The organism is Bradyrhizobium sp. SZCCHNRI2009, from assembly GCF_032485115.1.
Lineage (GTDB): Bacteria > Pseudomonadota > Alphaproteobacteria > Rhizobiales > Xanthobacteraceae > Bradyrhizobium.
On sequence record NZ_JAUEUH010000005.1, the window covers coordinates 536,335 to 559,526 of the forward strand.

At 66.9% G+C, this 23,192-nt stretch carries 19 protein-coding genes; 11 read left to right on the plus strand and 8 right to left on the minus strand.

What is annotated here, in order from left to right; translation table 11 throughout:
- Positions 1-7 precede the first annotated feature (7 nt).
- The 6 genes from QX041_RS20840 to coaA all read left to right on the plus strand — a co-directional run bounded on the left by QX041_RS20840 (position 8) and on the right by coaA (position 4,152).
- Positions 8-532, plus strand: a complete 525-nt coding sequence (locus QX041_RS20840) for a DUF2628 domain-containing protein (RefSeq protein ID WP_316166413.1) — start codon at positions 8-10, stop codon at positions 530-532.
- Complete coding sequence (gene hisH, locus QX041_RS20845; protein WP_315750522.1) at positions 529-1,179, plus strand: imidazole glycerol phosphate synthase subunit HisH; 651 nt, start codon at positions 529-531, stop codon at positions 1,177-1,179. The genes QX041_RS20840 and hisH overlap by 4 nt, the downstream gene beginning before the upstream one ends.
- 59 nt (positions 1,180-1,238) lie before the next feature.
- Positions 1,239-1,973, plus strand: coding sequence for a 1-(5-phosphoribosyl)-5-[(5-phosphoribosylamino)methylideneamino]imidazole-4-carboxamide isomerase (hisA, locus tag QX041_RS20850; RefSeq protein WP_316166414.1), 735 nt, complete (start codon positions 1,239-1,241; stop codon positions 1,971-1,973).
- A gap of 11 nt (positions 1,974-1,984) precedes the next feature.
- Positions 1,985-2,761, plus strand: a complete 777-nt coding sequence (gene hisF / locus QX041_RS20855) for an imidazole glycerol phosphate synthase subunit HisF (RefSeq protein WP_315716785.1) — start codon at positions 1,985-1,987, stop codon at positions 2,759-2,761.
- A gap of 77 nt (positions 2,762-2,838) precedes the next feature.
- A complete protein-coding gene (locus tag QX041_RS20860; protein WP_315716784.1) occupies positions 2,839-3,162 on the plus strand; it encodes a phosphoribosyl-ATP diphosphatase in 324 nt (107 codons plus the stop codon).
- A gap of 33 nt (positions 3,163-3,195) precedes the next feature.
- Positions 3,196-4,152, plus strand: a complete 957-nt coding sequence (gene coaA, locus QX041_RS20865; RefSeq protein ID WP_315716783.1) for a type I pantothenate kinase — start codon at positions 3,196-3,198, stop codon at positions 4,150-4,152.
- 49 nt (positions 4,153-4,201) lie between these two features.
- Here the strand turns inward: coaA and QX041_RS20870 are convergent, their stop codons facing one another.
- The 3 genes from QX041_RS20870 to QX041_RS20880 all read right to left on the minus strand — a co-directional run bounded on the left by QX041_RS20870 (position 4,202) and on the right by QX041_RS20880 (position 8,647).
- Positions 4,202-6,436 (minus strand): PAS domain-containing hybrid sensor histidine kinase/response regulator, encoded by a 2,235-nt coding sequence (locus QX041_RS20870; RefSeq protein ID WP_316166415.1) that lies wholly within the window; start codon positions 6,434-6,436, stop codon positions 4,202-4,204.
- A gap of 137 nt (positions 6,437-6,573) precedes the next feature.
- Complete coding sequence (locus QX041_RS20875) at positions 6,574-7,005, minus strand: hypothetical protein (protein ID WP_316166416.1); 432 nt, start codon at positions 7,003-7,005, stop codon at positions 6,574-6,576.
- Between the two features lie 103 nt (positions 7,006-7,108).
- Positions 7,109-8,647, minus strand: a complete 1,539-nt coding sequence (locus QX041_RS20880) for a YifB family Mg chelatase-like AAA ATPase (RefSeq protein ID WP_316166417.1) — start codon at positions 8,645-8,647, stop codon at positions 7,109-7,111.
- Between the two features lie 233 nt (positions 8,648-8,880).
- Here QX041_RS20880 and QX041_RS20885 point away from each other — a divergent pair, with 233 nt between their 5' ends.
- Positions 8,881-9,951, plus strand: coding sequence for a DUF2336 domain-containing protein (locus QX041_RS20885; RefSeq protein ID WP_315750527.1), 1,071 nt, complete (start codon positions 8,881-8,883; stop codon positions 9,949-9,951).
- A 19-nt stretch (positions 9,952-9,970) separates the two neighbouring features.
- Here the strand turns inward: QX041_RS20885 and QX041_RS20890 are convergent, their stop codons facing one another.
- The 3 genes from QX041_RS20890 to QX041_RS20900 form a co-directional block, all read right to left on the minus strand.
- Positions 9,971-10,732: an outer membrane lipoprotein carrier protein LolA gene (locus QX041_RS20890; protein ID WP_315716778.1), complete on the minus strand. Its 762-nt coding sequence runs from the start codon at positions 10,730-10,732 to the stop codon at positions 9,971-9,973.
- 196 nt (positions 10,733-10,928) lie between these two features.
- Complete coding sequence (locus QX041_RS20895) at positions 10,929-13,400, minus strand: DNA translocase FtsK (RefSeq protein WP_315750528.1); 2,472 nt, start codon at positions 13,398-13,400, stop codon at positions 10,929-10,931.
- An 11-nt stretch (positions 13,401-13,411) separates the two neighbouring features.
- Positions 13,412-14,626, minus strand: coding sequence for an aminotransferase class I/II-fold pyridoxal phosphate-dependent enzyme (locus tag QX041_RS20900; protein ID WP_316166418.1), 1,215 nt, complete (start codon positions 14,624-14,626; stop codon positions 13,412-13,414).
- Positions 14,627-15,435: 809 nt separating this feature from the next.
- Between QX041_RS20900 and bamA the strand changes: the two genes are divergently transcribed.
- Positions 15,436-17,937: an outer membrane protein assembly factor BamA gene (gene bamA, locus QX041_RS20905; RefSeq protein WP_316166419.1), complete on the plus strand. Its 2,502-nt coding sequence runs from the start codon at positions 15,436-15,438 to the stop codon at positions 17,935-17,937.
- Positions 17,938-19,103: 1,166 nt separating this feature from the next.
- On the opposite strand, the gene QX041_RS20910 is transcribed toward bamA, so the two are convergent.
- Positions 19,104-19,862 (minus strand): SDR family oxidoreductase, encoded by a 759-nt coding sequence (locus QX041_RS20910; RefSeq protein WP_316166421.1) that lies wholly within the window; start codon positions 19,860-19,862, stop codon positions 19,104-19,106.
- 186 nt (positions 19,863-20,048) lie between these two features.
- Here QX041_RS20910 and QX041_RS20915 point away from each other — a divergent pair, with 186 nt between their 5' ends.
- Complete coding sequence (locus QX041_RS20915; protein WP_316166422.1) at positions 20,049-21,575, plus strand: malonyl-CoA synthase; 1,527 nt, start codon at positions 20,049-20,051, stop codon at positions 21,573-21,575.
- Positions 21,576-21,582: 7 nt separating this feature from the next.
- Here the strand turns inward: QX041_RS20915 and QX041_RS20920 are convergent, their stop codons facing one another.
- Complete coding sequence (locus QX041_RS20920; RefSeq protein ID WP_315758639.1) at positions 21,583-21,840, minus strand: hypothetical protein; 258 nt, start codon at positions 21,838-21,840, stop codon at positions 21,583-21,585.
- A gap of 555 nt (positions 21,841-22,395) precedes the next feature.
- Here QX041_RS20920 and sdhC point away from each other — a divergent pair.
- Both sdhC and sdhD read left to right on the plus strand, forming a co-directional pair.
- On the plus strand, positions 22,396-22,794 hold the full coding sequence (sdhC, locus tag QX041_RS20925; RefSeq protein ID WP_315716771.1) for a succinate dehydrogenase, cytochrome b556 subunit: 399 nt from the start codon (positions 22,396-22,398) through the stop codon (positions 22,792-22,794).
- Positions 22,795-22,814: 20 nt separating this feature from the next.
- Entirely contained in the window at positions 22,815-23,189 is a 375-nt protein-coding gene (sdhD, locus tag QX041_RS20930; RefSeq protein WP_315716954.1) for a succinate dehydrogenase, hydrophobic membrane anchor protein, read from the plus strand.
- Positions 23,190-23,192: the final 3 nt, after the last annotated feature.

Sequence of the window (23,192 nt, forward strand, 5' to 3'; positions counted from 1 at the left end):
TTTCGACATGCCCGTCTATACGGTTCACGCTCCCCTGGCCGCCGGGGCCGATCTGCGTTCGACCGATCGCTTTGTCTTCATCCGCGACGGCTTCCATTTCTGGGCCGCCGTGCTCGGCGCCGTCTGGCTGGCCTGGCATCGTCTCTGGCTTGCGATGCTGGTCTGGGCCGTGCTGACGATCGCGCTCGACGTCGTCCTGGTGCGCGTCGGCGTCAGCGGCGGCGCGATTGCCGGCATCGATCTGTTGCTTGCGATCCTGCTCGGGCTCGAAGCCTCGAGCCTGAAGCGCTGGAGCTACTCGCGCGGCAATTGGCGCCAGATCGACGTCGTCGTCGCCGACGATCTCGATGCCGCCGAGCGCCGCTTCTTCGAGCGCTGGGCCGCCCGGCGCAGCACGCTCGGCTACGACAACCACACCGTCGATCGCGGCGCGGCGCCGCCGACACGCGACAATGGCAATGGGCAGCACCCGCCGCCGCTGCCGCATGCCAGCATCATTGGCTTGTTTCCCGAACCCGGAGGTGGACGATGAGTGTTGCGATCATCGATTACGGCTCCGGCAATCTGCATTCCGCCGCCAAGGCGTTCGAGCGCGCTGCGCGCGGCATGGCGGATCCGCAGAAGGTCGTCGTGACACGCGATCCCGATACGGTCTATCGCGCCGATCGCATCGTGTTGCCCGGCGTCGGCGCCTTCGCCGACTGCCGCCGCGGGCTCGACTCCGTCGACGGCATGCTGGAGGCGATGACCGAAGCCGTGCGCCACAAGGCGCGGCCATTCTTCGGCATCTGCGTCGGCATGCAATTGATGGCAACGCGCGGCAAGGAGCACGTCACCACCGACGGCTTCGACTGGATCTCCGGCGACGTCGAGAAGATCACGCCTCGCGACGAGAGCCTGAAGATCCCGCATATGGGCTGGAACACGCTCGATGCGCTGCAAGAGCATCCGGTGCTGGAGCGGCTGCCGCTCGGACCGAAGGGCCTGCACGCCTATTTCGTGCACTCCTATCACTTGAATGCCGTCAACGAGAGCGACGTTCTGGCACGCGCCGATTACGGCGGACCGGTCACCGCGATCGTCGGCAAGGACACCGCGATCGGCACCCAATTCCATCCCGAGAAGAGCCAGCGTTTCGGTCTCGCCCTCATTTCCAACTTCCTGAAGTGGAAGCCATGAGCGCAGCGTGCCTGCTCGTCCAAGGGGCGAGCAGGGCGCTTGCCTGAAAGACAGCTCCGATGATCCTGTTTCCTGCCATTGATCTGAAGAACGGCCAGTGCGTGCGACTGGAGCAGGGCGACATGGCGCGCGCCACCGTGTTCAACCTCGATCCCGCCGCGCAGGCCAAGAGCTTCGCCGACCAGGGGTTCGACTATCTCCACGTCGTGGATCTCGACGGCGCCTTCGCCGGCAAGCCGATGAATGCGCACGCCGTGGAAGCGATGTTGAAAGTCGTCAAGATGCCGGTGCAGCTCGGCGGCGGCATCCGCGATCTCAAGACGGTGGAGGCTTGGCTCAGCAAAGGCATCACCCGTGTCATCATCGGCACCGCGGCGGTGCGCGATCCCGAGCTGGTGAAGACCGCAGCCAAGGCCTTCCCCGGCCGCGTCGCCGTCGGGCTCGATGCGCGCGACGGCAAGGTCGCCGTCGAGGGCTGGGCCGAGACATCCGAAGTGACCGCGCTCGACATTACCAAGCGTTTCGAGGACGCCGGCGTCGCCGCGATCATCTTCACCGACATCGCGCGCGACGGCCTGCTCAAGGGCCTCAACCTCGATGCCACGATCGCGCTAGGTGACGCCATCTCGATTCCCGTGATTGCCTCCGGCGGCCTGGCCTCGATCGAGGACGTCAAGGCGATGCTGACACCGCGGGCGAAAAAGCTCGAAGGCGCCATCGCCGGCCGCGCGCTCTATGACGGCCGCCTCGATCCCGCGGAAGCACTGGCGCTGATCCGCGCGGCGCGTGCGTAGGAGGAAACAGGATGTTCAAGGTCCGTGTCATTCCCTGCCTCGACGTCAAGGACGGACGAGTCGTCAAGGGCGTCAACTTCGTCAATCTGCGCGATGCCGGCGATCCGGTCGAAGCCGCGATCGCCTATGACGCGGCCGGCGCCGACGAGCTGTGCTTCCTCGACATCACCGCCACCCATGAGAACCGCGGCATCATGCTGGACGTCGTCCGGCGCACGGCGGAGGCCTGCTTCATGCCGGTCACGGTCGGCGGCGGCGTGCGCACCATCGACGACATCAAGACCCTGCTGCGTTCCGGCGCCGACAAGGTTTCGATCAATTCGGCCGCGGTGAGCAGGCGCGAATTCGTCAAGGAGGCGGCCGAGAAGTTCGGCGAGCAGTGCATCGTGGTGGCGATCGACGCCAAGTCCGTGTCGCGGCCGGGCGGCGGCAGCCGCTGGGAGATCTTCACCCATGGCGGCCGCAAATCGACCGGCATCGATGCCCTGGAATACGCCCAGGAGGTGGTCGCGCTCGGTGCCGGCGAGATCCTGCTGACCTCGATGGACCGCGACGGCACCCGCCAGGGCTTCGACCTGCCGCTGACCCGGGCAGTCGCCGACAGCGTCCCGGTGCCGGTGATCGCCTCCGGCGGTGTCGGTAACCTCGATCATCTGGTGGACGGCATCCGCGAGGGCCACGCGACCGCGGTGCTGGCGGCGTCAATCTTCCATTTCGGGGAATTTACCATCCGGCAGGCCAAGGAGCACATGGTGCGCCAGGGGCTGCCGATGCGGCTCGATCCCTGACGACATTGCGTCGCAAAAATGTTAGATGAACGCTGGTCCGGCCGCCGTGGTCGGGCAGGCGTTCCGAGTACCGGCTGATGTCCCGCTTCACGCTTCACGACCTGGCTGCCATCATCGACGCGCGCGCCGCGGCGGGCGGTGAGGCGTCCTATACGCGCAAGCTGCTCGACAAGGGCCCGCCGCAATGCGCCAAGAAGATGGGCGAGGAGGCGGTCGAGACGGTCATCGCCGCACTTGGCACCGACCGTGAGCATCTGATCTCCGAAAGCGCCGACCTGCTGTTTCATCTGTTGGTGTTGTTGAAGTCGCGCGACGTCCGGCTCGAGGAGGTCGAGGCGGCGCTTGGCAAGCGGACCGGCCAATCGGGGCTGGAAGAAAAGGCGTCGCGCAAGACGGAGTAGGGCGCGACGGCGGGGGAAACGAAGGGCAGCGTCATGGACATGCGCACCACCGAACAACAATATAATCCGTACCGCGTCTTCACGCGCGAACAATGGGCCGAGCTGCGCAACGACACGCCGATGACCTTGGAGCCCGGCGAGTTCTCCAAGCTGCGGTCGATGCACGATCGTCTCGACCTTCAGGAGGTCGAGGACATCTACCTCCCGCTGTCGCGATTGCTGTCGATGTATGTCGATGCGGCGCAGCGGCTGTACTACGCGCAGCGCCAGTTTCTCGGCATCCGCGACCGTAAGATGCCCTACATCATCGGCGTCGCCGGCTCGGTGGCGGTCGGCAAGTCGACCACTGCGCGCGTGCTGCAGGCGTTGCTGACCCGCTGGTCGCCGCGGCCCAAGGTCGATCTCATCACCACCGACGGCTTCCTGTATCCGAACGCGGTGCTGGAGCGGCAGGGCCTGATGCAGAAGAAGGGCTTTCCGGAAAGCTATGACCTGCCGCGGCTGCTCGGTTTTCTCTCCGACATCAAGGCCGGCCGCCATCCCGTGCGCGCACCGGTGTATTCCCATCTGAGTTACGACATCGTCCCCAATCAGTGGGCCGAGATCGACCAGCCGGACATCCTGATCGTCGAAGGCGTCAACGTGCTGCAGACCGGACCGCTGCCGCGCGATGGCCAGGCAGTACCGGTCGTCTCCGACTTCTTCGACTTCTCGGTCTACATCGACGCCGACGAGGCGATCCTGCGCAAATGGTACGTCAAGCGCTTCCTGTCGCTGCGCGACACGGCGTTCCATGATCCGCGGTCCTACTTCAACCGCTACGCGCTGCTGTCGGACGAGGAGGCCATCGCCACCGCGATCGCGATCTGGGAGCGCACCAACCTGGCCAATCTCGAGGACAACATCCTCCCGACACGGCCGCGTGCGACCTTGATCCTGAAGAAGGGCGCGGATCACGAGATCGAGACGGTGGCGCTGCGGCGGTTGTGAGCGGGGGCCCGCGAGCGCGGCGCCGAGCTGATCCGCTCCAACTGATGACCTACGCTGGCACCTGTCGCGCCGCCGCCAGATTCGCCAGCGCCTCGTCGAGCTTGTCGCGATCGATCGGCTTGACCAGGAACCCATCCATGCCCGCCTCGAAGCAGGCGTAACGATCCTCGACCAGGGCATTGGCCGTGAGCGCCAGGATCGGGGTGCGCCCGCCGGGCTCGCTGGCCTCGATGGCGCGAATGCGCCTGGCGGCGGCAATGCCGTCGAGCTTCGGCATCTGCACGTCCATCAGGATCAGATCATAGGGCGCGCCGGCCGAGCGCGCCGCGAGCCAGGAGTCCAGCGCGGCTTCGCCATGCACGGCGATGTCGGCGTGGTGGCCGAGCTTGCTCAGCAGCGAGCGCATCAGCAGTGCGTTGATGTCGTTGTCCTCGGCGACCAGGATGGACAGTCCCGTGCCGGCCTGGGCCGCGATCGGCGGCGCGATGGTCGGGATCGGATCGTCGGCCATGACCGTGCCGTCGGTGTCGAAGCTCACGCGCGCGGCGAGCGAGGCGGCCCGCAGCGGCTTGACGAGATAGCCGTTGAATGGCGCCCCCGGCGCCAGCTCGTGGCGGCTCGCCGGTGTCACCAGCACGATCAGCCGCGTCGTGTGATGTCGCGCGACCCCGCCCACACGCAGCGATTCATCGCCGCCGATGCTGTCGTCGACCAGCACGGCGTGCCAGGCGCGTTCGGGCAGCAGGGCCTCCGCCACCTCGGCCTCGGCGACCAGGCAGGTCTGCGCGCCCCAGTTCTGCAAGCGCCGCTCGATCAGCTCGGCCTGCAGCCCGGCCGGCGCCACAAGCATGATCGACCGTCCTGCGAGATCGGGGCCGCGGAAGCTGTTCTGCTCGCCGCGCTCCAGCGCCGGCGGCAGCGGCACCGACACCTCGAAGGTCGAGCCGGCGCCGAGCGCGCTCTGCAGCGCGATGCGGCCGCCCATCCGCTTGACGATCCGGTCCGAGATCGCAAGGCCAAGCCCGGTGCCGCCGAAGCTGCGCGCGACGCTGTCGTCGGCCTGCTCGAATTCGCGGAAGATGCGCTCCTGCGCGTCGGCTGCGATGCCGATGCCGGTGTCGCACACTTGGAAGCTGATCTCGTTCGGCCAGATGCCGGGCTCGGCGATCAGGGCAACGCCGCCCGTCGCGGTGAACTTGATGGCGTTGCCGGCGAGGTTGAGCAGCACCTGGCGCAGCCGCGCGGCGTCGCCCGTCACCCAGGTCGGCAGCCGCTCGTCGAGATAGGCCGCGATCTCCAGTTGCTTGGCCTGCGCCCGTGGCGCCAGCAGCTCGGTGATCTCCTCGATCAGCGCCGCCAGCGAGAACGGCTGCGCCTCGAGCGCCAGCTTGCCGGCTTCGATCTTGGAATAGTCGAGCAGCTCGTCGATCAGCGACATCAAGGCCTCACCCGAGGTGCGGACCGCCTTGGCGTAGGTCGTCTGCTCCGGCGTCAGCTGCGTTTCGAGCAAGAGTCCGCTCATGCCGAGGATGCCGTTCAGCGGCGTGCGGATCTCATGGCTGGCCATCGCCAGGAACCGCGACTTGGCGCGGTTCGCGGCGTTGGCCTGATCGCGCGCGTCCGCCAGCGCCCGCTCGGTCTCGGTGCGGTCGGTGACGTCGCGGCCGACACATTGCAGCACGGCGGGCTGGCCGGCGTCGGAACGCACCAGCGCCTCGCGCCACGCGATCCAGCGCGGCCCGATCGCGCTCTCGATGCGCTGGTCGTGGACGCGCGTGCCGTTCGGCTCCAGCGCGCTGTCGCCCTGCTCGATCAGCTCGAAGGTGAACGCGCTGCCGAGCAGGTTGTCGCGATCGAGGCCCGCCATCCGGCAATAGGCGTCGTTGACGAAGATGATGCTGCCGCCGCGCTCGCGCATGACGATGAGATCGCCCTGCTGCTCGAACAGATTGCGGGCGCGCTGCTCGGCTTCCTGCAGCTCCCAGTTCCGGTCGGCCAGCACCTCGTTGTGGAGCGCAATCTTGTGCATCTTCCTGGCGACGAAGCGCAGCCGCATGCTGAGCGTGGCCAGGCCGACGCAGGCGAGCGCGAACAGGAAGCTGGCGCCGATCGCGAACGTGTGCGGGTTATAGCCGGAGTTGTCGGAGATGCTGGCCTTGATGAAGCCGTACGCGCCGCCGAAGCCGGCGGAGAAGATCATCAGCGAGCGCAGGATGGCGAAGATGGTGCGGTGACGGCGCATGAACCGGCGCAGGCGCAGCCTGACGTGAAAAATCGGTCCCATCTCGATCACCCCCGACGATTTCGATCCCAATGTCATGGCCGGCCCGCACCATGCGGCGTCGGTATTGCTGAGACTTTGAAAGGTCATGCACGCGCGATGAAGCCGTGCTGAGATGGTGAACCGGGCGTTAGCCCGACTCACCGAACCGGATCGGCCGGCGGTGAGTGGTGGCCGCGGGCCGAGACGATGAGCGCGGCGGCGTGAGCATCTGCTGCACTGTCCTTGGCGAGATGGATCCGGAGCGCGCCAGGATGCGGATCGGCGGCGATCGCGACGACCGCAGTCGCGGCAGTCATGCCGCAGCCACGATCCTCCTTGGCGAGCACATCGTCGACCACGACGAGATCAGCCGTCTCCGGACTGTCGGCCAGCGCCACGCGAACGGTGGCGAGCGCCGGGTCATCGGTGACGTCGACATGGAGATCGGCGGTAAACGGCGCCGAGCCGAGCGAGACGCTGTCGGCACCGACGGCAATGCAGGGCTGCGGGGAGGGCGCCAATTCGAGTCTGGCGATGACAGCGGCCGCGATCAGCGGCACAGCCGAGACGAGGACCTTGAAACGCAACATGATACGCACCGACGCGGCAGGCCTGAGGACAAAACGCGGGCCCTATGGTTGTCGGAGCGTAAAGAGAAGTCGTTACCGGAGTGTTGAGGGGGAGGGGGCGCCTTTACGCCGCATGCCGGCTGTCCTCCGCCAGCGCGCGATACGACAGCGCCTCGGCCAGATGCAGCCGGCCGATCGCATCAGTGTGGTCGAGATCGGCGAGCGTCCGCGCCACGCGCAGGACGCGGTGATAGCCGCGGGCGGACAGCCGCATCGTCTCGGCGGCTTCGCGCAGCAGCTTCTGGCCGGGCGCATCCAGCCTGGCGACCTCGTCGAGCACGGCGGCGGGGGCCTCGGCGTTGGTCCGGATGTGTGGCAGGCCGGCCTTGGCATAGCGCTCGCGCTGCAGGTCGCGTGCGGCGGCGACGCGGGCAGCGACCTCGGCCGAGCCTTCCTTCGACGGCGGCAGGATCAGGTCGGCGGCGGTCACCGCGGGCACCTCGATGCGCAGGTCGATGCGGTCCATCAGCGGGCCGGAGATGCGCATCTGGTAGTCGGCGGTGCAGCGGTCGATGCGGCCGCGCTTGCAGGCATAGCCGGGCTCGAAGGCGTTGCCGCAGCGGCACGGATTCATCGCGGCGACCAGCATGAAGCGGGCAGGGTAGGTGACGCGGTGGTTGGCGCGCGAGATCGAGACCTCGCCGTTCTCGAGCGGCTGGCGCAGCGAATCCAGCACGCGCGGATCGAACTCCGGCAGTTCGTCGAGGAACAGCACGCCCTGATGCGCCAGCGAGATCTCGCCGGGTCGGGCGCGCAGGCCGCCGCCGGTCAGCGCCGCCATGCTCGCGGAATGATGCGGGCTGCGGAACGGCCGGCGCGACGTCAGCGCGCCACCCTCGATCTCGCCGGCGACCGAGGCGATCATCGAGACTTCCAAGAGCTCTGCCGGCGACAGCGGCGGCAGGATCGAGGGCATTCGCGCCGCCAGCATCGACTTGCCGGCGCCGGGCGAGCCGATCATCAGCAGATGATGCCCGCCGGCGGCGGCGATCTCGAGCGCGCGCTTGCCGCTCTCCTGGCCCTTGATGTCGCGCAGGTCGAGCAGGCTTGCCGGCGCCTCCTGGATCTTCGGCTGCGGCCGCGACAGCACCTGCGTGCCCTTGAAATGGTTGGCGATCTGGATCAGCGAGCTTGCCGCGATGATCTGCAAATCGGGGCTCGCCCACGCCGCCTCGGCGCCGCAGGCGGCCGGGCAGATCAATCCTTCCTCGCGCGCATTGGCGCCGATCGCCGCCGGCAGCACGCCAGCAACCGGCGCGATCGAGCCGTCGAGTCCGAGCTCGCCGAGCACCGTGAAGCCGCCGAGCGCATCCGGCGGAATGGCCCCGATCGCGGCCATCAGGCCGAGCGCGATCGGCAGATCGTAATGGCTGCCTTCCTTGGGCACGTCGGCCGGCGCCAGGTTGACGGTGATGCGCCGCGCCGGCAGCGCCAGGCCCGAGGCGATCAGCGCCGAGCGCACCCGCTCGCGCGCTTCCGACACCGCCTTGTCCGGCAGGCCGACGATCGCGAACGCCGGCAGGCCGGGCGCGACCTGGACCTGCACGTCGACCGCGCGGGCCTCGATCCCCTCGAAGGCAACGGTGGAAACGCGCTGGACCATGATGCCCCTCCCGGGCAAGGAGGCTAGCGGAAGCCGGCATCGTTCGCAAGAACAATACAGGAACATCGTCGTTGCCGCGCTCTGCCGCAATCCATTAACGACAGCCGCGTGGGGTTTCAGCTCCGCCCGCTGCGCTTAACGCCCCTTTAGTCCGGCCTTCGCATTCTTCCTCAATTGATGATCGACCCGCGCCTCCGTCACAGCCGAGGGAGGCGCCCAACGAGGGACGTGCGATGCCTCCAGCGCCTGCGGCAGCTCCGACCGCCAAGACGCCCCCCGGTGATGCGCGGACGGTGTCCGAGCTCGCCACCGACATGCTGCGCCGGACCACCAGCCTGTTCCTGGCCGGTCCGCGGCCAGCCTCGGCCGAGCAGCTCGATCTCTACGATCAGATGTTCGCCCGGCTGATGCCGCAGGTCGCGACCGAGCTGCTGGCCGAGCTGAGCATGGCGCTCGCCGGCGTCGAGCGCGCGCCTTACGCGACGGCGCGGATGCTCGCCGTTCACCCCGAATTGCGCGTCGCCGGGCCGATGCTGGCCAAGGCGGCGGTGCTGACCGAGCGCGATCTCGCCGAGTTCATCCGCACCGGCAGCCCGGCGCATCTCGTTGCGATCGCCAGCCGCAGGGGCATCGGCGACAGCCTCACGACGCAGCTGATCGCGCGCGGCTTTCCGGCGGTGCGCATGGCGCTGGCGCAGAATCTTTCCGCGCGGCTGTCCGAGGACGGCTATCGCAGCCTGTTCAAGATCGCCGAGCGCGACGAGGATCTCGCCGAGAAGCTGGCGCTGCGCACCGACCTGCCGGCCAAGCTGTCGCGGGCCTTCGTCGCCGCGGCCAGCGAGGGCGCCCGCGCCCGCTTCATCAAGGCCGCGCCGCCGGCGACCCGCGCCACCCTGCAGGCGACGCCGACCCGCTCGCCCGGCGCGGCAATGCGCGCGATCTGGGATTATCAGCAGGTCAAGGCCGAGGTTGCCGCCCTCAGCCGGACTGGCAAGCTCGGCGACTCCGCCGTCAACCGCTTCTGCGCCACCGGCGATTTCCCTGCCGTGATCGCAGCGCTGGCGCTGCTCTGCGTCGTCACCATCGAGACGATCGAATCGCTGCTGGAGGAGGACCGCATCACGGACCTGCTGCTGGCCTGCAAGGCCGCGCGGCTCAGCTGGGCGACGACGTCGATGATCCTGCGCGACCGGCCCGGCTGCGACGCGCTGCCGGCCGATGACCTCGAGGAGGCGCGCAAGCGCTTCGAGAAGCTCGCACTGTCCGAAGCGCAATGGAAGGTGCGCGGGCTCGAATCGCGCTGAGCGAGCGCGAGAGGCGGCGTCAGCCCGGCGGCGTGCTCGGATAGGCCGTGAAGTCGATCTTGAACATCGCCGGATCGAGCTTCTTGGTCGTATCCAGATTGTAGACGGCAATCGTGGTGTCGTAGCCCTGCGGATCGGTCACGGTCCACTGCTTGAGCTGGCCGTCCTTGGCGCCGAGCATCAGCATCAGCCGGCTGGTGCCGATCAGGGCCTGCTTCTCCTCGATCGTGATCGTGACGTAGAGGTCGTCGGCGGCGACCGCGATCACGTTGGTGTCCTTCAACAGGTCGATGCGGTCGGACAGCAGATAACGCAGCGGCGTCTGCGACAGCGGATAGACGTCCTGGGTCGCGAGCTTGCGGTCGCGCACCACCAAGGAAGAGCCGTCGGCGATGATGTCGATCGGCGTCGGCGGCTCGTATTCGAAGCGGACCTTGCCCGGCTTCTGGATGTAGAAATCGCCCTTGGTCTTGCTGCCGTCCGGGCCGACCTGGACGAAGTTCCCGACCAGGGTCTGCAGCGACGACAGATAGGCGCTGACCTTGGCCGCCTGCGCCTTCTGGTTGGCGTCGAACGAGGTGAAGATGCTGGCCGGCACGTTGCGCCGGGGATCGGGAATGACCGGGTTGGGCGGGGCCGTCTGGGTGGTCGAGGGGCTCTGGCCGGCCCGCTGCTGGTCGGAGGCGCTGAGCTGGGAGCCGCTCTTCGGGCCTGATTTCGGAGCCGGCGTGCCCTGCGCGGCGGCGTGACCGGACGCACCGGCGACAGAGCATATCGTCACGGCGCAGGCGACCAGCCAAGCGCCGATCCGGCGCCCGCGCCAAGCTGCGTGATACGAAAACGTGCTGTTCAACAAGGAGCTTTTCAAAACGACGTCCTGAGGTTTTACGCGTTCTATCCCGGTTCGGCCGGGCAGCGTGATCGTAATCGCGTGAAGATCGGGCACCGAAGCGGCGTTTCTGCGGCCATCGGGGCCGTCAGAACCCGCCTTCCTCCTCGGGCACCAGGATCTCGCGCTTGCCGGCGTGGTTGGCCTGGCCGACGATGCCTTCCTGTTCCATCCGCTCCATCAGCGAAGCGGCCTTGTTATAGCCGATCTGCAGCCGGCGTTGAATGTAGCTGGTGGAGGCCTTGCGGTCGCGCTTGACCACGGCGACCGCCTGGGAGAACAGGTCGTCGCCGCCGCCACCGCCGCCCATGCCGGTGGCATCGAACACGGCGCCATCCTCCTCGCTCGGCTCCTCGGCGGTGACCGCCTCGAGATATTCCGGCGAGCCCTGTGCCTTGAGATGCTTGACGACCTTCTCGACCTCCTCGTCGGAGCAGAACGGGCCGTGCACGCGGCTGATGCGGCCGCCGCCGGCCATGTAGAGCATGTCGCCCTGGCCGAGCAGTTGCTCGGCGCCCATCTCGCCGAGAATGGTGCGGCTGTCGATCTTGGACGTGACCTGGAAGGAGATGCGGGTCGGGAAGTTCGCCTTGATGGTGCCGGTGATGACGTCGACCGACGGGCGCTGCGTTGCCAGGATGACGTGCAGGCCGGCGGCGCGCGCCATCTGCGCGAGGCGCTGCACCGTGCCCTCGATGTCCTTGCCGGCGACCATCATCAGGTCGGCCATCTCGTCGACGATGATGACGATGTAGGGCAGGGGATCGAGGTCGAGCTTCTCTTCCTCGTAGATCGCTTTGCCGGTCTCCTTGTCGAAGCCGGTATGGACGGTGCGCGTCAGCTCCTCGCCCTTGGCGCGCGCTTCGCCCAGGCGGGCGTTGTAGCCGTCGATGTTGCGCACGCCGAGCTTGGCCATCTTCTTGTAGCGCTCCTCCATCTCGCGCACGGCCCATTTCAGCGCGACGACGGCCTTCTTCGGATCGGTCACGACCGGCGTGAGGAGATGCGGGATGCCGTCATAGACCGACAGTTCGAGCATCTTCGGGTCGACCATGATCAGCCGGCACTGGTCGGGCCTGAGGCGATAGACCAGGCTCAGGATCATGGTGTTGATGGCGACCGATTTGCCCGAGCCGGTGGTGCCGGCGATCAGCATGTGCGGGGTGCGGGCGAGGTCGATGATGATGGATTCGCCGCCGATGTTCTTGCCGAGGCACAGCGGCAGCTTGGCGACGCTCTCGGTCGCCTCCTTGGCGACGAGCAGCTCGCGCAGGTACACCTTCTCGCGGTGCGCGTTGGGCAGCTCGATGCCGATGGCATTGCGGCCGGGCACGACCGCGACGCGCGCCGACAGCGCGCTCATCGAGCGGGCGATGTCGTCGGCAAGACCGATGACGCGGGACGATTTGATGCCCGGCGCCGGCTCCAGCTCGTACAGCGTGACGACCGGGCCGGGATGCGCCTTGACGATCTCGCCGCGCACCCCGAAGTCCTGCAGCACGCCTTCCAGCGCGCGCGAATTGGCCTCCAGCTCGCTCTTCGACAGCGGCTGGCGGTCGGAGGATTTCGGCGCCGCCAGCATCGAGACCGAGGGCAGGTCGTATTTGTCGTTGGCCTTTCGGGCCGGCGTCTTGGCCGCGGGCTTCTTGCGGGCGCGGGGAGCGGGCTCCTCCTCCTCTTCTTCATCCTCGCCTTCGTCGGCCTCGTCCTCGTCGCCGCCGTCCTCGTCCATCTCGGGCGCGAGCGTCGGCTTGCCGCGACCCAGGCTGGGCTCCTGCCGGCCTGCGGCGGCGGCGCGCGGCTGCGGGCCGGAGGAGACCAGCGCACGATAGGCCGTGCTCAGGAACCAGACGACCTGGGCCTTGGCGCTCATGATGGCGTGGAACACCCAGCCGAGCCGGATCGCCTTGCGGTCGTCGTCGTCCTCGGGGTCGGCCAGCGGCGTGTCGTCGTCCTCATCCGCGAGCAGGCTCGGATCGGCTTCCTTCGCGCCCATGCCGCCGGCCACCAGCAGGCAGCCGATCATCGCAACCAGAAGAAGGGCGCCGAGCACCAGCCGATAGATCACACCGGGCGGACCGAACACCACGGCCGGTGCGCGCACCAGGGCGTCGCCGACCACGCCGCCGAGGCCGGTCGGCAGCGGCCAGGCGTGCGAGCGCGGCCAGCAGCTGGCAAAGCCGGCGGCGATGACGGCGCCGAGAATCCAGGCGCCGAAGCGCAGCGCCTCGCGGTCGAACGGCCGGTGCGTCATCATCCGCCAGCCACGGATCGAAAGCGGCAGGATCGCCATGATCGAGCCGAGACCGAGGATCTGCATCAGCAGATCGGCGCTGATCGCGCCGGGATAGCCGACGATGTTGCGGATGGCGCGCGAGGTGGCGTGGCTCAGGCTGGGGTCCTGCACCGACCACGTCATCAGCGCCGCCGCGGCCACGCCGCACAGCGCGATCAGGCAGAGGCCCGCGAGCTCGCGCAGCCGTCGCACCAGCGCGTCGCGCAGCGACGTCGGCAGGTGGTTGACCAGGGGGATGACTCGTTCGATCGCCGGCATCTGCATCAGCCCCGCGATTATCCCAGGACCTCGACCAGCCGGTGCAACGCCTCACCGGTGGATCCGGCATCCGCCACCAGCGCCAGCCTGATGTAGCCCAGGCCCGGATTGAACCCGTCGGCTTGCGGCCGCGCCAGGTAGCTGCCGGGCACCACGCGCACGCCGGCGTCGCGATACAGCCGCAACGTCACGTCCTCGTCGCCGCCGCGATCAGCCACGTCGAGCCAGACGCAGAAGCCGCCATCGGGACGCTTGTAGCCATAGCGGTTGCCGATGATCTGGTCGGCGAGATCGAACTTGGCGCGGTACAGCCGCCGGTTCTCCTCGACATGCGCCTCGTCGGCATAGGCGGCGACGGCCACGTGCTGCAGCGGCACCGGCACCTGCGGCGCCGCGACGTTGCGCAGCTCGTGAAAGCCCGCGAGGAATCGGCGGTCGCCGGCGGCGAAGCCGATCCGCATGCCCGGCACGTTGGAGCGCTTCGACAGCGACTGGAACGCGACCACGTTGGTGTAGTCGGGTCCGGCATGCTCGAGCATGCTGCCGGGTGCCGCCTTCGTGTAGATCTCCGAATAGCATTCGTCGCTGAAGATCAGGAAGCCGTAAGCGTTGGCGAGCTGGACCAGCTTGCGCATGTAGTCCGCTGATGCCACCGAGCCTTGCGGGTTGGCCGGCGTCGCGAGGTAGAACGCGATCGTGCGCGCCAGGGTCGCCTCGTCGATCGCATCGAGATCGGGCAGGAAGCCGTTGTCGCGCGTGGTCGGCAGATAGATGGAGTCGCAGCCGGCGGTGCGGGCGCCGACGCCATACACCGGATAGAACGGGTTCGGCATCAGGATCGCGGGCCGTCCGCGGCGCGGGCCGACATGGCGGAGCGCCGCATGGGCGGCGAAGAACAGGCCCTCTCGGCTGCCGTTCAGGACCAGAATCTCGTGCTCGGGATCAACAGCGCGCGGCAGCGCGAATCGGCGCGACAGCCAGCCGGCGGCCGCCTTGCGGAACGGCTCGATGCCCTTGGCGGCCGGGTAGCGGCCGAACTCGGCGATGTGCTGGGCCAATACAGGCCCGACGAAGTCCGGCACCGGATGCTGCGGCTCGCCAACGGCGAGTGTGATCATCGGCTTGCCCGGCTTGTAAGGGGCGAGCAGCTCGTTCAGCCGCGCAAACGGCGAGCGTTCGCTCTCCGAATGGCTGGCGCCAGCGGGCGCGGGGGATGAAGCGGTCATTGCCATACGTAAAACGCGCGCCAAACCAGTGGAAGCCGCCGATCGCCCATGAACCGGTGCCTGTCTGGTCACCATAGGTGGGGCGAGGTTAAGACGCGATTAACCATCGGCGCTGCCGCCCGTTTTGATCGGTTTTCCCGCCCCGATCCAGAGGCAATTTCGCAACAGCGGCGGACATTGTGGTGATTCGGGTGGGGCGGCGGGAACCGTGGGAGGGCAAGGCGGCCGCCGAAGGCGGCGGCCTGCACACCGCCGCGCAGCGCATTCGCGCTCAGACCGTGGGCATGGCGCTGCCGCGACCTCGGATGGAGCCGCGGCACGACCGCCTCCGCCCATCCTACGGGCCATCGGCTCGCGCGCGAGGGAAAACGGGCGGCCCGGTGCGCCGGAATATAAATGGGAATCTACGCGCACCGGGCCTTGGCCGAACTACTTGGGGGCTTAGTTCGGATGACGATCAATTAGCACCCTCGTTTTTCCCTCGTATTGCCAATTTCCGAAGATTTGTAGAATTTGATTTCGGAAGTCACCGAATGCGGCGCGGCCGGGCCGATTGCTTAACGGAGATGTCCGTCTCAGCCGTGGCTTTCCGGTCGCAGCGCGGGCGACGCACTTATTAGCTGCTCATGCCCTCTGCCGCTCGGTTGGCCCGAGAATCTTGTCTGACCGGAAACACTCAGTCACATCCAGCATCATCAGACATTTCACGAAACGAGATCGGCGCATCGCGACCATCTTTGACGGGCATCAGCGATTCCGGTGGCGTGCCGACGAACGTCTGCGCGCCGAGGACTCTGACTTTCGAAAGAGCGTCGATGATGCGTCTGAGACTGCTGGGCGTGCTTGCCCTGATGCTGCTGGCCATGCCCGTTTCCTCGCTGCCCCGCATGGCCGCGGCGGCACCCGCCGTCGCCAGCGCGATCACCGTCGAGGGTAACAGGCGCGTCGAATCCGACACCATCCGCTCCTACTTCAAGCCGGGTCCCGCCGGCACGCTCGATCCCGGCCAGGTCGACGACGGCCTCAAGGCCCTGGTCCAGACCGGCCTGTTCGCCGACGTGAAGATCGACCGGCAGGGCGGCCGGCTGATCGTGCGCGTGGTCGAGAATCCCGTGATCGGCCGCGTCGCCTTCGAGGGCAACAAGAAGGTCAAGGACGAGCAGCTCTCGGCGGAAGTGCAATCGAAGCCGCGCGGCACGCTGTCCCGTCCGATGGTTCAGTCGGACGCGCAGCGCATCGCCGAGATCTACCGCCGCTCCGGCCGCTACGACGTCCGCGTCACGCCCGAGATCATCGAGCAGCCCAACAACCGCGTCGACCTCGTCTTCACCATCGAAGAGGGCGTCAAGACGGGCGTGAAGTCGATCAGCTTCGTCGGCAACAACGCCTACTCCGCCGCGCGGCTGCGCGACGTCATCAAGACGCACGCAACGAACTGGCTCAGCTTCCTCGGCAACAACGACGTCTACGACCCCGACCGCGTCGAGGCCGATCGCGACCTGATCCGCCGCTTCTATCTGAAGAACGGCTATGCCGACGTTCAGGTCGTCGCGGCGCTCAGCGAATATGACCCCGACCAGAAGGGCTTCCTGGTCACGTTCCAGATCGAGGAGGGCCAGCAATACCGCGTCAGCTCGGTGCAGTTCCAGTCGAGCGTCGCGGCGCTCGACGCCAACACGCTGCGCGGCTATTCGCGCGTCAATGTCGGCGCGCTCTACAACGTCGAGCAGCTCGAGAAGTCGGTCGAGGAGATGCAGATCGAGGCCTCGCGTCGCGGCTTTGCCTTCGCCGTCGTGCGTCCGCGCGGCGACCGCAATCTGGAAGCGCATACGGTCGCGATCGTGTTCCAGGTCGACGAGGGCCCGCGCACCTATATCGAGCGCATCACCATCCGCGGCAACACCCGCACCCGCGAGTACGTGATCCGGCGCGAGTTCGATCTGTCCGAGGGCGACGCCTACAACCGCGCGCTGGTCGACCGCGCCGAGCGCCGGCTGAAGAATCTCGACTTCTTCAAGGACGTGAAGATCGCGGCCGAGCCGGGGTCGTCGAGCGACCGCGTCATCCTCGTGGTCAATCTGGAGGAGAAGTCGACCGGCGACCTCTCCGTTTCCGGCGGCTATTCGACCACCGATGGCGCGCTGGGTGAGGTCTCGGTTTCGGAACGCAACTTCCTCGGCCGCGGTCTGTACGCCAAGGCGTCCGTGAGCTACGGCCAATACAGCAGGGGCGTCTCGCTGTCCTTCGTCGAGCCCTATCTGCTCGACAACCGGATCGCGCTCGGCCTGGATGTCTACTACAAGCAGCAGCTGGCGAACAGCTATACGAGCTATGGTGTGACGACGATCGGCTTCAGCCCGCGGCTTGGCTTCCAGTTGCGCGAAGACCTCTCGCTCCAGTTGCGATACTCGCTGTATCGCCAGGAGATATCGCTGCCGTCCTACTACAAGAACTGCAACAACAACGCCGCCAACAGCCTGCTCGCCTTCAACCCGACCCCGGCCTACATCAAGAGCGTGCTCGGCGGCGTCGATCCGACCAATTCGACCAGCTCGGGCTACTATGGCTGGGGCTGCTACGGCGATGGCGAGTCGAGCCTGCCGGTCCGCAAGGAGCTGAGCGACGGCGCCGCGCTGACCTCTGCGCTCGGCTACACGCTCAGCTACAACACGCTCGACAACAACAAGAACCCGACCGATGGCCTGCTGATCGACTGGAAGCAGGATTTCGCCGGCGTCGGCGGCAATGTCAGCTACCTCAAGTCGGCGGTGGACGCGAAATATTACTCGCCCCTGGTGGCCGACATCGTCGGCATCATCCATCTGCAGGGCGGCATGCTGAACAAGATCGGCGACAAGGATCTGCGGATGCTCGACCACTTCCAGATGGGACCGAGCCTGGTGCGCGGCTTCGCCTCGAACGGAATCGGGGCGCGGGACATCACCTATCGCAGCCTCGGTGCCACCGGCGATGCGCTCGGCGGCACCAAATATTGGGGCGCCTCGGCCGAGCTGCAGATGCCGTTCTGGTTCCTGCCGAAGGAAGTGGGCTTGAAGGGCGCCGTCTATGCCGATGCCGGTTCGCTGTGGGGCTATCAGGGGCCGACCTCCTGGGCGGCGACCGGCGAGGTCAACACCGCGACCTGCAAATGCGGCCTGCTGTACGATGACAGCAAGGTGGTGCGCTCTTCCGTCGGCGTCGGCCTGATCTGGGCCTCGCCGTTCGGCCCGCTCCGCTTCGACTACGCGGTGCCGCTGTCCAAGGGCAAATACGACACCGTCCAGGAGTTCAGGTTCGGCGGCGGCACGTCGTTCTGAGGCGCACAGCGACTGCGCTCTCCCAGAGGTGCGAGACGCTCACCACGCGGGCGGTGCGCTCCCCCTCCCCCTGTGGGGAGCGGGGCGGGTACACGAGTCCGCTCTCAATCGGAGTCCGAGCCCCCCAGCCAATAATCCGCCGATCGTGTTCATCGCACTTTGTTGTTCGGGGTCACGCACGCCACCGAATTCAACGCCCGCGGACCCTCAACCCCTCCCCGCAAGGGGGAGGGAGCAGACTGCTGTCGTGGTAATAGCTCGACCAGAATGATGAGGCGGCTGGGGATCATGCCGGCGGTCGATAGCGTGATGCTCGCCACCGTCATTGCGAGGAGCGAAGCGACGAAGCAATCCAGAGCTCCGGCGGGACTCTGGATTGCTTCGCTTCGCTCGCAATGACGGTGGGGCTGCCAGCATCCCTCCCATGCGCAAATTGCCCGTCGTGTTAGTTTGCCGCAGCAATAAGGCTTGCACCGTCGGGCAAATCACCTGCACATTTCCGCACGTCCCTGCTGCCGCATGAGGGGCGCTTCGCGACCGTCACGAACCGCTGGCAGTGGGATGCGATGGGCGTGTGTCGCCGCAGCGTGGATCAGTCTGCGCGGACGAACGGTGATGCACGCACGGTCAAGTCGCGCGGTCCTGACATCCCGATGCTGATGTCAACTCACGTTGAGGCTTTGCTTCGCGTGGGGATGGTGGCCAGACAGCCCGGCGCACCAGGGAGAACGCGAAGCAGCCGTTAAAACCGTTGCGCGGGGAAGGCCGGGCGTTCTCGGCCAGACCTGTGGTACCTGCCGCCTGCATTTTCTTTCGCAGGCGGGCCACGGGCGCGGCCAGCGCCCGGCCTTCCCTGCGCCCTCTGTTTGAGGGGCGACCAAATTCAGCACAGCTCGGGCGCGGATGCGTCGCGGGGTGAACACACACGTATTCAACTCTGTCTCGAAGGCAACGCTGCCAACGCCAACCTCCGCCGTCGTCCCTGCGAACGCAGGGACCCATAACCACAGGGTTCAGTTGTTTTGCACGGGACTCGCCGCCTGCCTCCTACAACAATCACGCGGTATGGGTCCCTGCGTTCGCAGGGACGACACCGGTAGCTGGGCATCACCTCGATCTTCATGACCCGCGCCGACACGATTGCCGCAACCGATATCCAGCCCCGCTCAATCCCGGTTCCCCGGCGTCTGGATGAATCCCCGATTCCACGTCGGACTGATCAGGATCTCGTTGACGCACACCCGCGGCGGCATGTTCGCGACGAAGGCGATGGTGCGGCCGAGGTCTTCCGGCTGCAGCATCCGCGCCTGCTCCTCGGCGCTCGGCACCACCGGGCGCTGCTGCAGGATCGGCGTGGCGACCTCGCCGGGCATCAGGCAGCAGGCGCGCAGGCCGTTGACGCATTCCTCCATGTTGAACGAGTGCGTCAGCGCCAGCACTGCGTGCTTGGTCGAGGTGTAGGCCGGTCCCGGCATCTTCGAGACATGACGGCCGGCCCAGGACGAGACGTTGATGATGGTGCCGTCCTGCTGCGCCCGCATCGCCGGCAGCACCGCCTTCATGCAGTAGAGCACACCGTTGAGGTTGATCTCGACCAGCTGGTTCCAGCCCTCGATCGTCATGTCGTCCCAGCGCCGCTTCGGCACGTTCACGCCGGCCGAGTTGACCAGCAGATCGATGCGGCGATGCCGCGCCAGGATGGCATCGGCCGCGGCCTGCACGTCGGCGGCCTTGGCAACGTCGAGCGCGACGGCCTCGGCCGTGCCGCCCGCCGCGGCAACCTTGGCCACCACGGCCTGGAGCGCGGCCGTGCGCCGGCCCGAGACGATCACCGTCCAGCCGTCGGCGGCGAGCGCCAGTGCGCCGGCCTCGCCGATTCCGGTGCCGCCGCCGGTGATCCACGCGATCCGTTTTCCCTTGACCATATCCCAGCGTCTCCCGTTGCCTTCGAAAGGGCGTTTTTGCTAGAGCAGCCTCGATCAGAGATGGCGACCGTGGTGATGGCGATGTCACCGGTCTTGTTCGCTGTCCCGGCCCTTTTCGTCTTCGTCGAGCATGATGTTCCGCCGGCTGGCACTGCCGGCCTGCCCATGCTCCCAGGGGAATGTTGCATGAACCAAGCCGCCAACGCCAATCTGTTCTCCCGCCTGTTCGATGGCCTCGACGATCCCAGCCGCCTGGCGATCGAGACCCATGACGGTCAGCGCATCACCTACGGCGACCTGATCGCGCGGGCAGGGCAGATGGCGAATGTGCTGGCGGCTCGCGGCGTCAAGCCGGGCGACCGGGTTGCGGCGCAGACCGAGAAGTCGGTGTCCGGCCTCGTGCTCTATCTCGCCACGGTGCGTGCAGGCGGCGTCTATCTGCCGCTCAACACCGCCTATACGCTCAACGAGCTCGACTATTTCATCGGCGACGCCGAGCCGACCGTCGTCGTCTGCGATCCGGCCAAGGCCGAGGGCATCGGCGCGCTGGCGGCCAAGGTCGGCGCCAAGGTGGAAACGCTCGATGCGTCGGGCAGGGGCTCGCTGACCGAGGCGGCCGACAAGGCCGACAAGGCGTTCACCACCGTGCCACGTGGCGCCGATGATCTCGCCGCCATTCTCTATACGTCGGGCACCACCGGCCGCTCCAAGGGCGCGATGCTGTCTCACGACAATCTCGCCTCGAACTCGCTGACCCTGATCGACTACTGGCGCTTCACCAAGGACGACGTGCTGATCCACGCGCTGCCGATCTATCACACCCATGGTCTGTTCGTGGCCAGCAACGTCACGCTGTTTGCGCGGGCGTCGATGATCTTCCTGCCCAAGCTCGATCCGGATCTGATCATCGACCTGATGGCGCGCGCCACCGTGCTGATGGGTGTGCCGACGTTCTACACTCGGCTGTTGCAGAACCCGCGGCTGTCGAAGGAGACGACCAGCCACATGCGGCTGTTCATTTCCGGCTCGGCGCCGCTGCTCGCCGATACCCATCGCGAATGGTTCGCGCGGACCGGCCATGCCGTCCTCGAGCGCTACGGCATGACCGAGACCAACATGAACACGTCGAATCCTTACGAGGGCGAGCGCGTGCCCGGCGCGGTCGGCTTCCCGCTGCCCGGAGTCTCGGTGCGCGTCACCGATCCCGAGACGGCCAAGGAGCTCGCGCGCGACGAGATCGGCATGATCGAGGTGAAGGGCCCGAACGTGTTCAAGGGCTATTGGCGGATGCCTGAGAAGACCAAGTCGGAATTCCGCGACGATGGCTTCTTCATCACCGGCGATCTCGGCAAGATCGACAAGCAGGGCTACGTCCACATCGTCGGCCGCGGCAAGGACCTCGTGATCTCCGGCGGCTTCAACGTCTATCCGAAGGAGATCGAGAGCGAGATCGACGCGATGCCGGGCGTGGTCGAGTCCGCCGTTATCGGTGTGCCGCATCCCGATTTCGGCGAAGGTGTCACGGCGGTCGTGGTGCGCCATCCGGGGGCCGATGTCAGCGAGGCCGGCGTGCTCAAGGGTCTCGACGGCCGACTGGCGAAATTCAAGATGCCCAAGCGCGTGTTCGTGGTCGACGAACTGCCGCGCAATGCGATGAGCAAGGTGCAGAAGAACGTGCTGCGTGATCAGTACAAGGACATCTATGCGAAGTGACGGCGGCCTAGCGCCGTCGTCCGATCGCGAGGCCGGCGAGCGCGGCCAGCGGCGGCGCGGCGCAGATCAGCACGAATTCGAGCACGGCGAGCGAGGCAATCTCATGCTGGATGGCCAGCGCGAGACAGGCGGCGAACAGGCCGGCGGCGGTGAAGCCGAGCACGCAGGTCAGGGGCTCCTCGACGGGCTCGTGCGACGACACCTTGCGCGCCGGCAGTGCCGCCGGGCGTTCGGTGGTTGTCGGTCGGACCGTCGGCAGCGGCATCGAGGCTCCCTGCACCGCGTCTGTTGCACCTCGCCTCAGACTAGGCCGCTTCGCCGGGCGGCGACATGCGGCAAAATCGACCGGCGGAGGGGCCCCGTGTGGGCGAGGAACGCGGGAGATCGAGGGAGATTTGCTGCAGCGCAGGCGGTCGCAACGCAGGTTGTTGCTCCGCGAATCGCTCCGGGCAGGTTTGCAGAATCATCAGATGGCGCTGGCGCTTGCCGCGAAACCGGCTTGCTCAGGACCGTAGCTAAGCGGTGAATCAACGCTCGACAGTCGGCGCCATTTGACAGTCTCGCCGCGTTGGTTGTGGCCTTGGTGAGGAGTTAGGAATGAATAATAGTTCGCCGCATCCGGGCGCGATCGGTTTCTGGTATACCACGACGGCCATTGATCCTTTTGCGATCGGTCGCCTAGGACTGAATCCTTGTTCGGATTTGGGCGATTTGTCCGTTGCAACGCCTGTTCCTTCTCCGTAAATAAAGCCCGCCTGCCGATCCACACGGCCGCAAGCCCCCCGCGTTCACGGCCCACAAGAAATCATCAAAGCAACCAATGACAGCCAGGATCGAACGACCGCTTTCGCCGCATCTGCAAACCTACCGCTGGACGCTGACGATGATCCTCTCGATCGTCCATCGCGCCACCGGGGTTGCATTATATTTCGGGACGCTGCTGCTGGCCTGGTGGTTGATCGCCGCCGCGTCCGGTCCCAGCGCCTACTCCTACGTCCAGGGCTTCATGGGCAGCTTCCTCGGCCGCCTGATCGTGTTCGGCTACACCTGGGCGCTGCTGCACCACCTGCTGTCCGGCATCCGCCACTTCGTCTGGGACCTCGGCTACGGCTTCAAAGCCAATGAGCGCGAGGCGCTCACCTGGGGCGCCCTGATCGGCGGCATCACCTTGACCGTCCTGGTGTGGATCGTGGCTTACGCAGTGGGAGGCGGCCGATGAGCAACGCACACGCGAAATCGATGCGCACCCCGCTCGGCCGGGTCCGCAACCTCGGCGCAGCGCATTCCGGCACCGGCGACTTCTGGCGCCAGCGGCTCACCGCCGTCGCCATGACCCTGCTGATCGTGCCGGTCGTCGTGGTCGTGATCATGCTGCTCGGCCGCAACCAGGCCGGCGCGGCGCAGATCCTCGGCTCGATTCCGATCGCGGTGATCATGCTGCTGTTCGTGATCGCGAGCTGCTGGCACATGAAGATCGGCATGCAGGTCGTGATCGAGGACTACGTGCACAGCGAGCCGCTCAAGCTCGTCGCGATCATGGCCAACAACTTCTTCGCGGTGACCGTGGCGCTCGCCTCGATCTACGCCCTCATCAAACTGTCCACTGGAGTCTAGCCT

Excerpts from the sequence above, each read along its gene's own strand:
- QX041_RS20840 (WP_316166413.1), top strand. The coding sequence starts at position 8 with ATGCCCGTCTATACGGTTCACGCTCCCCTGGCCGCCGGGGCCGATCTG.
- hisH (WP_315750522.1), top strand. The coding sequence starts at position 529 with ATGAGTGTTGCGATCATCGATTACGGCTCCGGCAATCTGCATTCCGCC.
- hisA (WP_316166414.1), top strand. The coding sequence starts at position 1,239 with ATGATCCTGTTTCCTGCCATTGATCTGAAGAACGGCCAGTGCGTGCGA.
- hisF (WP_315716785.1), top strand. The coding sequence starts at position 1,985 with ATGTTCAAGGTCCGTGTCATTCCCTGCCTCGACGTCAAGGACGGACGA.
- QX041_RS20860 (WP_315716784.1), top strand. The coding sequence starts at position 2,839 with ATGTCCCGCTTCACGCTTCACGACCTGGCTGCCATCATCGACGCGCGC.
- coaA (WP_315716783.1), top strand. The coding sequence starts at position 3,196 with ATGGACATGCGCACCACCGAACAACAATATAATCCGTACCGCGTCTTC.
- QX041_RS20870 (WP_316166415.1), bottom strand. The coding sequence starts at position 6,436 with ATGGGACCGATTTTTCACGTCAGGCTGCGCCTGCGCCGGTTCATGCGC.
- QX041_RS20875 (WP_316166416.1), bottom strand. The coding sequence starts at position 7,005 with ATGTTGCGTTTCAAGGTCCTCGTCTCGGCTGTGCCGCTGATCGCGGCC.
- QX041_RS20880 (WP_316166417.1), bottom strand. The coding sequence starts at position 8,647 with ATGGTCCAGCGCGTTTCCACCGTTGCCTTCGAGGGGATCGAGGCCCGC.
- QX041_RS20885 (WP_315750527.1), top strand. The coding sequence starts at position 8,881 with ATGCCTCCAGCGCCTGCGGCAGCTCCGACCGCCAAGACGCCCCCCGGT.
- QX041_RS20895 (WP_315750528.1), bottom strand. The coding sequence starts at position 13,400 with ATGCAGATGCCGGCGATCGAACGAGTCATCCCCCTGGTCAACCACCTG.
- QX041_RS20900 (WP_316166418.1), bottom strand. The coding sequence starts at position 14,626 with ATGGCAATGACCGCTTCATCCCCCGCGCCCGCTGGCGCCAGCCATTCG.
- bamA (WP_316166419.1), top strand. The coding sequence starts at position 15,436 with ATGATGCGTCTGAGACTGCTGGGCGTGCTTGCCCTGATGCTGCTGGCC.
- QX041_RS20910 (WP_316166421.1), bottom strand. The coding sequence starts at position 19,862 with ATGGTCAAGGGAAAACGGATCGCGTGGATCACCGGCGGCGGCACCGGA.
- QX041_RS20915 (WP_316166422.1), top strand. The coding sequence starts at position 20,049 with ATGAACCAAGCCGCCAACGCCAATCTGTTCTCCCGCCTGTTCGATGGC.
- QX041_RS20920 (WP_315758639.1), bottom strand. The coding sequence starts at position 21,840 with ATGCCGCTGCCGACGGTCCGACCGACAACCACCGAACGCCCGGCGGCA.
- sdhC (WP_315716771.1), top strand. The coding sequence starts at position 22,396 with ATGACAGCCAGGATCGAACGACCGCTTTCGCCGCATCTGCAAACCTAC.
- sdhD (WP_315716954.1), top strand. The coding sequence starts at position 22,815 with ATGCGCACCCCGCTCGGCCGGGTCCGCAACCTCGGCGCAGCGCATTCC.